The organism is Burkholderia sp. AU45388 (assembly GCF_030481585.1).
Classification (GTDB): Bacteria; Pseudomonadota; Gammaproteobacteria; order Burkholderiales; family Burkholderiaceae; genus Burkholderia; species Burkholderia sola.
This window is the reverse complement of sequence record NZ_JAUJPV010000014.1, coordinates 142,802-151,854: the sequence shown is the minus strand read 5'-3', so window position 1 is coordinate 151,854 and position 9,053 is coordinate 142,802. Positions and strand designations below refer to the sequence as shown.

Below are 9,053 nucleotides of genomic sequence, written 5' to 3'. Positions count from 1 at the left end.
GCTTTTGGAAGACGCATCTTCCCGGGACTGAAATATACGCAGAAAATTTACGCGCTGCAAGAATAATTTCGTCGGATCCAGTCGGGATCAGTCGGTTTCAGGCAGCGACACGTCGCCCACCTCGTCACCGAACTTCGAAGTGACATAGGCACGCATGGCGGCGATCAGTTGTGTCGGTCCGTCCGCATTGAAGTCGCCATCAAGACCTATCACGGTACCTCGCGCATTGACGTAGGCGGTCCAGCCGCCGGGCGACCCGCGGAAAGCCATCTGCGCAAATCCAATGTTCTCGCGCCCGATGATAGCGCCGCCCTGCGCCCAATCTGTCGACGGGCGAAACGGCAGCGCACCGATCAGGTGTTTTATTTGCTCCATCACTTCGAGCGTCAGTTGCTGCCCCTCAAACTGAGCAAGCAGCGCGCGACAAACCCAGTAGTCGAGCGCCATGTCGGAAAGTTCGGCGACTTTCACGCCACCTCCCCGACCTTGATCAGATCCTTCGCGATGAACATTGGAAGCAATGCTGCCTTCCCCGCCTGGTAGCTCGCGTGCTGATCACCGGCTCGCCCGTTGCTCCAGACGCTGTAGCCGCATTCCTTATTACGCATGCTGACGGAAATCGCCGCGCGCTGCACAACCGGTAACAGGTCAACGCAAAGCTGAACCTGCTCGGCGATCTGGTCATCGACCCAGCCTTCGGCACGTTCGTCGATCTCGACCTCGTTCATTGGCGTTTCGTACTCGCGGCATGTCCGATCGTCTGCGCGGTACCAGTGCGCACGGCGCTCAGCGTCCGATTGCCGTATCTGCCACCGATACCAGGTCAGCAAGAGTTCTTCGATTTGTTGGCTCTGATCGGGCGTCATGGTCATCCTGTCGTCGAATTTGATTTTCACCGCAGACCCGCTGCGGCTCGGTGCTTGGAATACGGCCCACGGATGTACTGATCGAATCGGGATTTCGCGGCGCGGTCGTGATCCAGAAACGCACGACTCTCGACACAGCAGCGCGCCCGGATGAATTCGGCCGCGTCGGCCGGCGTGTTGGCCGGCTGCCCGATCGACTGCATCCATTCGAGGAAAGCCGGCTCGTTGGCCCAGAGGCCGGCGAGTCGCGCCACCGGACCGCCCTTGGGATGTTGTGCCGCCGCCATCACGGCATCACCCGGAAAGGGATGCCCCAGTACAGCATCCAGTCGATGAGCGATTCACGGATCTCAATCGCGCGCGGAAACGAAAATTCGATTTCGTCGCCGTCAACCTCACGACCTATCACCGGGCAGCCGTTGAACGCGATGACGTGATCGCCCGATTTGCTGTCGACGCGGCGAAGTGCGCCAGCCACCAGCGGCGCCGGCACCGACGACAATTCGATGCATGCGATTTCGCTCATGCCAGGCTCTTGAGGATGGATTGGAATTGCCGCAGCTTTTCGAGGCTGGCCGCGTTTTCGGCGTTGCCCTGCTCGATCGTGAGCGCGGCCGTCTCGATGTCGGATGCGAGCACTACGAGTTCGGTTGCGACCGACCGTGCGCGCTCGGCCAGCTTCGACAGGATCTCGATCGGAAGAATCGATTGCTCGACGGGCGCGTTGACCGCCTCTTCGGGTTTCTGGACCGGCACTTTCAATACCTCCCTCTCTCTGACCTCGACACGTTGATAGCGACCGCGGCTCGGCTCGCGAACCAGTCCTGAATCCTTCAGCCGGCCGAGACACCCGTCGATTACTGCGGCGTCCGGTGAGCTCTTCGTTACCCGCAAGAGATGGCCGGCAATTTCGGAGCGCGACCAAGCCTCCTGAATCGGGACCATCTCGAGGACCTTCTTCGCGATCGCAGACAGCCCGCTCAGTGCGGCTTGATATTTCGCAGGCGTCATCCCTGATCCTCCACATTCCGCACGAGATCTCCGCTCGCAAGAAATTGCTCGAGCTCGCGCGACTTCTGGTTCCGATAGACGTATGCCCTCGTACGGAATACGCCAGGCGACACCCATCGTGGATCGCCCTTCGGAATGCGTCCGCGGTGCATTTCCGGAATGAATGCATCAACCTCGACGGCGGTGATCAGCTGGCGCTTGACGGTCGCGATGCGGGCGATTCGAAATACAGTCGCGTCGATCTCACGTGTTTGCTCAACGAAGACCGTTCCGCCGGCACCGCGGCGTCTCGGAGCGGCATATACGCCGTCCGGAATCTCAACCCACAATCTCACTGGCAATTTGCCTCTCCCATTTTTCGGGCGCGCACCGGCTCCCACATTTCAAACGCCCGATCCCACACATCGAACTTGACTTGCCTTGGCGTCCCTACGCGGTTCTGGTCGATCCAGGCATGACAGGCGCCGCAGCCGGGAACAGTGAATTCGTTTTTAGCTTTCAGATTTGCTGCCTTCCCATGCCGCCCTTGGTTCGAATGGCACGGCACGACTGTGTCGTCCATTGGATTGCGCCGACATACTCCGGGAACGCGCAGGTAACACGGCTCACCGCGGCACGCCGCCAAGTACTTCGAGCCTTCGGCGACGGTCGGCCGCTTCGCGCGACGCGTCATCGCCTTCTTTCGCGGCGCCTGTTCGGGCAGCGGTGAGCTTTTACGGGACCACGAACCGCGTGCCATCGGCGTCTTGCGCGGGCCGAAACCGGAACGCTTCATGCCGATGCCGTCCCAAACAGCGCCTGCGCCGCAACGTCGCGTCGTGCGGCGCTGTTACGCTTCGCCTTATTCGCGCGCCGCCGCGCCATCACGCGCGCGTATTCGGCCGGCTCGTTATCCTTCAGGCGCGTCATGCGATCGCGGAACTTCTGCCCCGGCGTGCGCGCCGCCGGCCGCGGCGCATCCTTGCGCTTGCCGACCGCATAGACACGCGCCGGGTATCCGCTGGCGCCGAATCGCTCCCATCGCACGATGTAGACCTTGCCGGCCGCATGGAGCGCCTTCAAATGCTTCATGACGGTACGCCGCGAGATACCGGTTTTCGCCGACAGCTCGAGCGATTCCATCGGGCACTGCGTCAGTACGCGCAGAATCGCGGACGCATTCGGATCAGCGACCCGAGCGTTCTTGTTCGGCCGAGCGCCCAAGCCGATCTGCAAGCCGTGAGTCAGAACAGTTTCGACGCGGCGCCCATTGAACAGGTCCAGATACAGTTTCATCGGGCCGTCGGCCACCCAAACGCGCCGAAGATCTGCTTCTTCTTGCTCGCTCCATTTCCGCCACGCACGCTTGCCTTCCATCAAACCTCCTTGATCGTGATGCCATGCACCGAAAGCATGGTTTTCCGCTTCTGGATGTACGTTGCGTTCTTCCGGGTGATCGGCGACTTCACGTCCTCGACCACCTGCTTCCCCGTCGCGCCGTCGACGTAGACGAAATCCGCCACGTATTTCGATGCGCGCTCCCACGTGCCGTTGTCCCGCTGCAGGCGCTCGGTCAGCAGGTACGGCACCTGCAGCCGCAATTCCCGGATCAGGCCGACGGCCTGCATTCGTACGAGCTCGAAATACCGCGCACGCTCTTTCTCGCTGTCGAACCGGATGCCCTCGTGCTCGCACTTCCGGTTGCGATACTTCGGCGCCGCGGCCGGCTTCGTCAGGCAGGCGATCGCCTTCGACAGCGGCGCCGGCGCGCCGATCTGGGACGCGACGTCCGCCGAGCGGGCGATGCTCGTGGCGATCGCAGGCGCGCCGATGCCGTCCGCGATGTCGTCGAATTCCGACGGCGGCTGTACGCCGGTCTGCTGCATCAGCTGCCGCGACGCCGAGCCGCGGCCCACGGCCCAGCTGTCCCGCACCCGCGCCGTCCCGACGGTTTGCGCGTCAGCGTCGATCCGCATCGGCCAAGTTGTTCGCTTCGTCATGCCTTCTTCCCGCTGTCCACGTAGTTCCGCAGCTCACGGCGCGCAATCTCAGCAGCCGCTACCCCGTGACGCTCGCGCACCGAGGCAATCAGTGCGCGAGCTTTACCATTTCGGCCCGCGCGCGCGTCGCGCACGGCAGCCATGAACCGATCGAGACATTCCTTCGGCATCATTTCTGGCTCGGCTCGTCGTTGTAGAAACGCCAGAGGCGCTCGTACACCTCGCCGCCGTACTTCGATTCGGCAGCGAGATCCTGATCGCGCCATACGCCGGGCCCCGCCGCCTTGAAAACGCGACGGCGATACGAAACTGCGTTTTCCTCGTTGCCACGAACGACGCCGAGCTCCGCACCACGTGCCTCGATGCCCTGCGGCGTTTCATACCAGGCACCGCGGGCGCCCGGCGCAGCGCCCGCCGCCTTGGCGATCCGCATGCGCCCCGTCGTGTCACCGAACCCCTTCGGGCTGACCAGGTAGTCGAATCCCGCGTGCGGCGGGAGATCGACCTTGTCCCGAACAGCCGGGAAGTAGCGCGCCGCCGCCTCCAAGTCGCCTTTCAGGTGCGTCAGGAATGCCCGGATAGCACCGGCGCGGGCCTCGACGAATACCGCAGCGTCCACGGTGCCGACTCGCTCCCCGAGCGCCTCATTGAAGGCGCGGATCACGGCAAGTTCGACATCGCTGTACGCGGTCTGGAATTCGTCCATCCAACCGCCCGCGTTCAGCCATGTGGCGGCATGCGGGATGAATTGCGGGTTTTGCCATTGCTCCGAAGTCTTGGCCCGCTCCAGACCTGCCATCAGGTCGTTGAAGAGCTGCTCGTCCGGGTTGCGCTTGGCAAACGCCTTTTCCGCCTTGTCCTTCGATCGCTTCTTCGGGTAGGCCACCCAAAAAATATCGAAGCGATCGCGCAGCGAGCGCGAAAGGGTTTCTCTTGGAGTTGTCTCTTGGTCTTTTCTCTTGGAGTTGTCTCTTGTGGTTATTGAATCGATAACCCCTTCCTTATCGTTTTGATAACCCCCGGTGTTCGTTTCGATAACCCCACTGTTATCGTTTCGATAACCCCCAACCTTCGTCAGATCGACCTTCGCCTTCCCCTGCCACTGGGAGACGTCCTTGTTGATCGCCAAGCTGGCCGCATATCGGCCCGCCATCTTCAGGACAACCCGCATGTCGACCAGCTCGTCGATCGCACCGGAGACGTTCGGCGGCAGCACTCCCGTCTTGGTGTGGAACTGCGTCAAGCTGATTTCGTCGCTGGCCTTGTCGTAGCCGTACGTCTGACGCATCAGGACGAGCAGCACTTTGTAGTGCCGCTTGCCCAGATCGGCCAGCGCGAGCGCTTCGAGGATGCCGTGAGACACGCGGGTGTACCTTTCTTCGGATTGGGACGGCCGGGGGCGTTCAGACAGCTGGATTACTTCGGCCAGCGCCATATCACGCCACCGGCAGGCCGAGCAGCTCTTGCGACTTGCCCGTCGCGGCGCATTTGCGCGTACCGCGCTTCACCAGCAGGCCGGCGTCGAGCAATGCCCGAACGCGACCGCACACGCTGGAAAGTTTGAGATTCGTCCGTGCCGAGATGTCCTCGCGCGTAAGGAGGACCTCGGTCGAATCGAAGCAGTCCATCACCATCTGCTGCGTGGCCGAGAGTTTCGCCACTGAAATGGAGTGAAAGCTGTCTTGCTGCGTCTCGGAGACGTGATGCCCGGTGCGGGCGCTGAAAAAGTCAGTCATGCGGCTCTCCTGCGGCAGAAGCCGCTTAGGACTACGAAACCCAGACACAAGCGCTTTCAGGCGAAAACGCTTGTGACGGGGTTCCTGCCGCTAGATCACCGGCCGCCGCACTCCCCGAACCCTTCGCGCGCGCACCGGCAGTTGCTGCCGATCACGTTCCCCTGCGCGAGATAGTCCATATAGCCCTTGGTCGTGACGACCAGACCGAGCGCCATGAATACGGTGTTCAGGTGCTCGAGCGTGATGCCGGCGGAATTCTTCAGGATCTTCGACGGCATCGACTCATCCCAGCCCGTCGCTTCGAGAATCGCGGCCTTCGCTTTCTGGTCCGCTATCGCCTCCCGCAACAGGCGCTCGACGATTGGCGTGCTGCGCGGGCCGGCGAAAGAAATAGGTTGTGCCACTGCGTTCATCGTTGTTCCCCGATATTCAAAAATCCGAGAATGCCCCGGAATGCTGCTTTCTCTAGACTGCTTACATGACAAGTGGATCAGCCGCCCTCCTTTCGATCCGGCATTCCGGCCGGAGGCTGGACATCGTCGGAAGCATCCGTGCTGTCAACCTCGGGAAGCGCATGCAGAAACAGTTCAGGCCACACCAGCTTCACATCGGCGGGGATGCCACGCGTTTTCCAGTTGTTGACTCGCTGTACGGCTCCGCGAGTCGTGAGCCCCATCAAGCGGGCAACGGCCGCAGACCCGCCGAGGCGCTCGATGCGCCCGCGGTCTGCCTCGATCGAAGATGAAGTTGGGTTGCTCATGGCGAGCATTAAACACCACGTTTATGAAAAAAGCAAACACGGCGTTTATCAACAAGACGTTTACTTGCGCGACCATTGCGCCTATGGAAAAGCCCGTTCACGACTCCGTTAGGCGCCTGCTCGCCGCTGCCAACAAGATTGACAGGCGAATAGAGAGGCTTGCTGACCTAGCCAAGGCTCTCAATCAGAGCGAGCAGGTTATAAACAATTGGGCTTACAGGGGAAATGGCGTATCAAAGCAAGGGCGCCTCCTGGCCCAGAAGCTATTTGGGATAAGCGCCACATGGATTGAAGATGGCACAGGACCTGAAATGGCAACCGCGGCCAGTGACACCGCCGACACCCGGCCACCATCCCTCCTGCAGTATCCTGTCAATACAAAAAACTTTCGCGTTGTATACGTGATCGGACGCGCTCAGGGAGGGTTGCCGGAGCGAATTTGGACTGATGGGGATTATCCAGTGGGCGCCACAGATGAATACGCCGAGATCGCATCCAGCGATCCACATGCCTTTTTGGCTCCCGTTGTTGGCGGATCCATGGCACCTCGATTCAACCCGGGCGAATTTGCTCTCGTTGAGCCCGGAACTGAGCCTGAAATAGAGGATGACGTTCTAGTACGCCTCGCGACTGGTGAAACAATGCTCAAAAGATTGCTGTCTCGCCGCAGCGGAATCCGGCTCGGAAGCTATGCCGAGGCCGCTACCTACACCTATCAAGCTGACGAGATTTCGTGGATGTACTACGTCGCGCACCCTGTACCTGCGCGGAAAATTAAAACGCGCATGTGACCAAGCGCGTCCACTGTTCGGGGCCTCATAGAAAATGAAAAGACCTGGTTGGAAGGTTGTTGGCATTCTTGCGCTTGCGGTCGCCGGAGGGCTGTTTTGGTACCAATCGACCCATCTGAGCAAGGATGAAATCGCATCGACGGTGAAATCAGGCCTCCAGCAAAAGTTGAGCTCTGGCGACCTATCGGAATTTCATATGTCGGTCAAGGACGTTACCGTTCTACATGAGACGGGCAACAAGTACAGAGCGATGGCAACGATTGATTTGGAGGGGAAACCCCATCAAATTGCTATATCGATAGTCGCAGATGGGAATCAGCTGGCTTGGGAAACAGAGCAAGGCGCGTTTCTGTTTGCCGCCCAAGAGAAGGCGCAGCAAGCTATTCGCCAGCTTCAGGCCGACATGACACGAGCCGCATCCGAGGCTGATGCCACTGCACGAGAGGCTCAGGCGAAAATTAACGCCGACTCCGGCGCTCCCCCTATGCCGCAAGACGTCAAAGAGTTGACCTCAAAGTGGGAAACTCTCAATGAGAGCTGCAGGGATAGCAACGCCGATCCTGATCAGCCTGGAGGCGCATGCGCCAAGCGCGAGAAGGTGTATTCGCAAATAACATCGGCCGGTTGGTGTTGGGGGCATAAAGACGATTTCGGCTACCAGAGGCATTGGGTGCTGTGCGCCCCCGGCGACGCATAGTCGTTTCGGTTGTCCACTTCCCCTCCCTCCCGAGGCCCGCATCAGGCGGGCCTTTTTTATTCCCTACCCCTCCTCGCCTCTCTGACATCACCCGATGGTCGGCAAGAAAATTAAACATCACGTTTGACACAAACATAAACATGGTGTTTAATTCAATCCAACGCAGCGACGCCCGCTGCGCCACCGCCCCGCGAAGGGCCAGCCATCAATCCTAAGGAGACGAGATGGGATTCAAGTTCAGTTTGGGCGACGAGGTTACGATCGCCGCCAGCGGCGAAACCGGTGAAGTCATCGGCCGCGCCGAATACGCCGACACCTCGAATCAGTATTTCATCCGCTACAAGGCCGGCGACGGCCGCGCGACGGAATCGTGGTGGAGCGAAAGCGCCCTCACCGCGTGAAAGGTCGAAACGGCGGGAGGAAGGGGGAGTAACGGCCCGCTGTCTGCACGTGATGCGTGCACTGATGATGACCGCGCCATTGGGCGCAGCCGCTCCGGCGGACGTTCTTTAACCTGACTGCTGGGATAAAAGTTGCCTGGGTTCTGCCCTATCGCATACATGCCCCGCCCACCCGCCGCATGACAGATTCTCAAAGCGCGGGAGACACAGCTTTCAAGAGCGCGCATTCGGTCGCGGATCCTCCCGCATCCACCTACCGACGCAGCGCATGCACCACACCGAGTGCGCGCCCTTGAGGGTTTCGACTGTGCTGATCGAAGGGCATTGTTGAGTGCCCTTCTTTGAGCACGGTCTCAGATGTCGAATTTTCGATGTTTCGACACTTATTTAGGAATCCTCAAATGGAAGAGCTTCTGATCGGCGTGGTAGCCGTCGCCGTGGTGCTTGGTATCGCGCTTGTTCGCGGGATCAAGCGCATGAATGACGACGAGCTCCACCGGCACTGACCAACCGCGGAGAATGATATGAACAGCCTCCAGCTTGTATTTCGGAAATACAAACAATCGCCTGTATTCAGCAAAAAGCGCGATTGGGCGCCGCTCGTCGCGCTGGCGGCGTTCTACCTGCTCGCCGGCGCCGTCGCGCCCCCGCTTGAGCGTCTGATGGGAGCGTGGGCATGAAGGCGCTCCTGATCTTCTGGGCGAAGTCGTTCGCGGCACTGCTCGTCGTCGTCCTGGTGCTCGCTCTCGCGCAGCAGTGGGACGAAGCCGACACGGCACGCGTGCGGGCCGGCATGGTGCGAGGTGCATGAC

At 60.5% G+C, this 9,053-nt stretch carries 19 protein-coding genes; 5 read left to right on the top strand and 14 right to left on the bottom strand.

What is annotated here, in order from left to right; translation table 11 throughout:
• Nucleotides 1-87 precede the first annotated feature (87 nt).
• The 14 genes from QZM72_RS22070 to QZM72_RS22005 all read right to left on the bottom strand — a co-directional run bounded on the left by QZM72_RS22070 (nucleotide 88) and on the right by QZM72_RS22005 (nucleotide 6,361).
• Complete coding sequence (locus QZM72_RS22070) at nucleotides 88-471, bottom strand: phage protein NinX family protein (protein WP_301739193.1); 384 nt, start codon at nucleotides 469-471, stop codon at nucleotides 88-90.
• A complete protein-coding gene (locus QZM72_RS22065) occupies nucleotides 468-896 on the bottom strand; it encodes a hypothetical protein (RefSeq protein ID WP_301739192.1) in 429 nt (142 codons plus the stop codon). The genes QZM72_RS22070 and QZM72_RS22065 overlap by 4 nt, the downstream gene beginning before the upstream one ends.
• Nucleotides 893-1,153 (bottom strand): hypothetical protein, encoded by a 261-nt coding sequence (locus tag QZM72_RS22060; protein WP_060163188.1) that lies wholly within the window; start codon nucleotides 1,151-1,153, stop codon nucleotides 893-895. Before QZM72_RS22060 ends, QZM72_RS22065 begins: the two co-directional genes overlap by 4 nt.
• Entirely contained in the window at nucleotides 1,153-1,392 is a 240-nt protein-coding gene (locus tag QZM72_RS22055) for a hypothetical protein (protein ID WP_301739191.1), read from the bottom strand. Before QZM72_RS22055 ends, QZM72_RS22060 begins: the two co-directional genes overlap by 1 nt.
• Entirely contained in the window at nucleotides 1,389-1,877 is a 489-nt protein-coding gene (locus QZM72_RS22050) for a hypothetical protein (RefSeq protein WP_301739190.1), read from the bottom strand. Before QZM72_RS22050 ends, QZM72_RS22055 begins: the two co-directional genes overlap by 4 nt.
• On the bottom strand, nucleotides 1,874-2,206 hold the full coding sequence (locus tag QZM72_RS22045; RefSeq protein WP_301739225.1) for a hypothetical protein: 333 nt from the start codon (nucleotides 2,204-2,206) through the stop codon (nucleotides 1,874-1,876). Before QZM72_RS22045 ends, QZM72_RS22050 begins: the two co-directional genes overlap by 4 nt.
• Nucleotides 2,207-2,208: 2 nt before the next feature.
• The gene (locus QZM72_RS22040; RefSeq protein WP_301739189.1) at nucleotides 2,209-2,652 is read right to left on the bottom strand and encodes a nuclease domain-containing protein; all 444 of its coding nucleotides are present in this window, start codon (nucleotides 2,650-2,652) and stop codon (nucleotides 2,209-2,211) included.
• Nucleotides 2,649-3,233: an ArsR family transcriptional regulator gene (locus tag QZM72_RS22035; protein ID WP_301739188.1), complete on the bottom strand. Its 585-nt coding sequence runs from the start codon at nucleotides 3,231-3,233 to the stop codon at nucleotides 2,649-2,651. Before QZM72_RS22035 ends, QZM72_RS22040 begins: the two co-directional genes overlap by 4 nt.
• The gene (locus QZM72_RS22030) at nucleotides 3,233-3,856 is read right to left on the bottom strand and encodes a DUF1064 domain-containing protein (RefSeq protein WP_301739187.1); all 624 of its coding nucleotides are present in this window, start codon (nucleotides 3,854-3,856) and stop codon (nucleotides 3,233-3,235) included. The genes QZM72_RS22035 and QZM72_RS22030 overlap by 1 nt, the downstream gene beginning before the upstream one ends.
• Complete coding sequence (locus QZM72_RS22025) at nucleotides 3,853-4,029, bottom strand: hypothetical protein (protein WP_301739186.1); 177 nt, start codon at nucleotides 4,027-4,029, stop codon at nucleotides 3,853-3,855. Before QZM72_RS22025 ends, QZM72_RS22030 begins: the two co-directional genes overlap by 4 nt.
• Nucleotides 4,026-5,291 (bottom strand): replication protein, encoded by a 1,266-nt coding sequence (locus tag QZM72_RS22020; protein WP_301739185.1) that lies wholly within the window; start codon nucleotides 5,289-5,291, stop codon nucleotides 4,026-4,028. Before QZM72_RS22020 ends, QZM72_RS22025 begins: the two co-directional genes overlap by 4 nt.
• 1 nt (nucleotide 5,292) lies before the next feature.
• Nucleotides 5,293-5,592, bottom strand: coding sequence for a hypothetical protein (locus QZM72_RS22015; protein WP_301739184.1), 300 nt, complete (start codon nucleotides 5,590-5,592; stop codon nucleotides 5,293-5,295).
• Nucleotides 5,593-5,687: 95 nt separating this feature from the next.
• Entirely contained in the window at nucleotides 5,688-5,996 is a 309-nt protein-coding gene (locus tag QZM72_RS22010) for a DNA-binding protein (RefSeq protein WP_301739183.1), read from the bottom strand.
• 86 nt (nucleotides 5,997-6,082) lie between these two features.
• On the bottom strand, nucleotides 6,083-6,361 hold the full coding sequence (locus QZM72_RS22005; RefSeq protein WP_301739182.1) for a hypothetical protein: 279 nt from the start codon (nucleotides 6,359-6,361) through the stop codon (nucleotides 6,083-6,085).
• 14 nt (nucleotides 6,362-6,375) lie between these two features.
• Between QZM72_RS22005 and QZM72_RS22000 the strand changes: the two genes are divergently transcribed.
• The 5 genes from QZM72_RS22000 (at nucleotide 6,376) to QZM72_RS21980 (ending at nucleotide 9,052) form a co-directional block, all read left to right on the top strand.
• Nucleotides 6,376-7,143, top strand: coding sequence for a S24 family peptidase (locus QZM72_RS22000; protein WP_301739181.1), 768 nt, complete (start codon nucleotides 6,376-6,378; stop codon nucleotides 7,141-7,143).
• A gap of 34 nt (nucleotides 7,144-7,177) precedes the next feature.
• The gene (locus tag QZM72_RS21995; RefSeq protein WP_301739180.1) at nucleotides 7,178-7,840 is read left to right on the top strand and encodes a hypothetical protein; all 663 of its coding nucleotides are present in this window, start codon (nucleotides 7,178-7,180) and stop codon (nucleotides 7,838-7,840) included.
• Nucleotides 7,841-8,064: 224 nt separating this feature from the next.
• Entirely contained in the window at nucleotides 8,065-8,241 is a 177-nt protein-coding gene (locus tag QZM72_RS21990) for a hypothetical protein (RefSeq protein ID WP_301739179.1), read from the top strand.
• A 524-nt stretch (nucleotides 8,242-8,765) separates the two neighbouring features.
• Nucleotides 8,766-8,921 (top strand): hypothetical protein, encoded by a 156-nt coding sequence (locus QZM72_RS21985; protein ID WP_175681177.1) that lies wholly within the window; start codon nucleotides 8,766-8,768, stop codon nucleotides 8,919-8,921.
• Nucleotides 8,918-9,052: a hypothetical protein gene (locus QZM72_RS21980; RefSeq protein ID WP_257737048.1), complete on the top strand. Its 135-nt coding sequence runs from the start codon at nucleotides 8,918-8,920 to the stop codon at nucleotides 9,050-9,052. Before QZM72_RS21985 ends, QZM72_RS21980 begins: the two co-directional genes overlap by 4 nt.
• The last annotated feature ends 1 nt before the right edge of the window (nucleotide 9,053 follow it).

What these genes read in the sequence shown, in the direction of transcription:
- QZM72_RS21980 (WP_257737048.1), top strand. Translation starts at nt 8,918, where the DNA reads ATGAAGGCGCTCCTGATCTTCTGGGCGAAGTCGTTCGCGGCACTGCTC.
- QZM72_RS22005 (WP_301739182.1), bottom strand. Translation starts at nt 6,361, where the DNA reads ATGCTCGCCATGAGCAACCCAACTTCATCTTCGATCGAGGCAGACCGC.
- QZM72_RS21985 (WP_175681177.1), top strand. Translation starts at nt 8,766, where the DNA reads ATGAACAGCCTCCAGCTTGTATTTCGGAAATACAAACAATCGCCTGTA.
- QZM72_RS22015 (WP_301739184.1), bottom strand. Translation starts at nt 5,592, where the DNA reads ATGACTGACTTTTTCAGCGCCCGCACCGGGCATCACGTCTCCGAGACG.
- QZM72_RS22035 (WP_301739188.1), bottom strand. Translation starts at nt 3,233, where the DNA reads ATGGAAGGCAAGCGTGCGTGGCGGAAATGGAGCGAGCAAGAAGAAGCA.
- QZM72_RS22030 (WP_301739187.1), bottom strand. Translation starts at nt 3,856, where the DNA reads ATGACGAAGCGAACAACTTGGCCGATGCGGATCGACGCTGACGCGCAA.
- QZM72_RS22055 (WP_301739191.1), bottom strand. Translation starts at nt 1,392, where the DNA reads ATGAGCGAAATCGCATGCATCGAATTGTCGTCGGTGCCGGCGCCGCTG.
- QZM72_RS22040 (WP_301739189.1), bottom strand. Translation starts at nt 2,652, where the DNA reads ATGAAGCGTTCCGGTTTCGGCCCGCGCAAGACGCCGATGGCACGCGGT.
- QZM72_RS21990 (WP_301739179.1), top strand. Translation starts at nt 8,065, where the DNA reads ATGGGATTCAAGTTCAGTTTGGGCGACGAGGTTACGATCGCCGCCAGC.
- QZM72_RS21995 (WP_301739180.1), top strand. Translation starts at nt 7,178, where the DNA reads ATGAAAAGACCTGGTTGGAAGGTTGTTGGCATTCTTGCGCTTGCGGTC.
- QZM72_RS22060 (WP_060163188.1), bottom strand. Translation starts at nt 1,153, where the DNA reads ATGGCGGCGGCACAACATCCCAAGGGCGGTCCGGTGGCGCGACTCGCC.
- QZM72_RS22050 (WP_301739190.1), bottom strand. Translation starts at nt 1,877, where the DNA reads ATGACGCCTGCGAAATATCAAGCCGCACTGAGCGGGCTGTCTGCGATC.
- QZM72_RS22020 (WP_301739185.1), bottom strand. Translation starts at nt 5,291, where the DNA reads ATGGCGCTGGCCGAAGTAATCCAGCTGTCTGAACGCCCCCGGCCGTCC.
- QZM72_RS22025 (WP_301739186.1), bottom strand. Translation starts at nt 4,029, where the DNA reads ATGATGCCGAAGGAATGTCTCGATCGGTTCATGGCTGCCGTGCGCGAC.
- QZM72_RS22000 (WP_301739181.1), top strand. Translation starts at nt 6,376, where the DNA reads ATGAAAAAAGCAAACACGGCGTTTATCAACAAGACGTTTACTTGCGCG.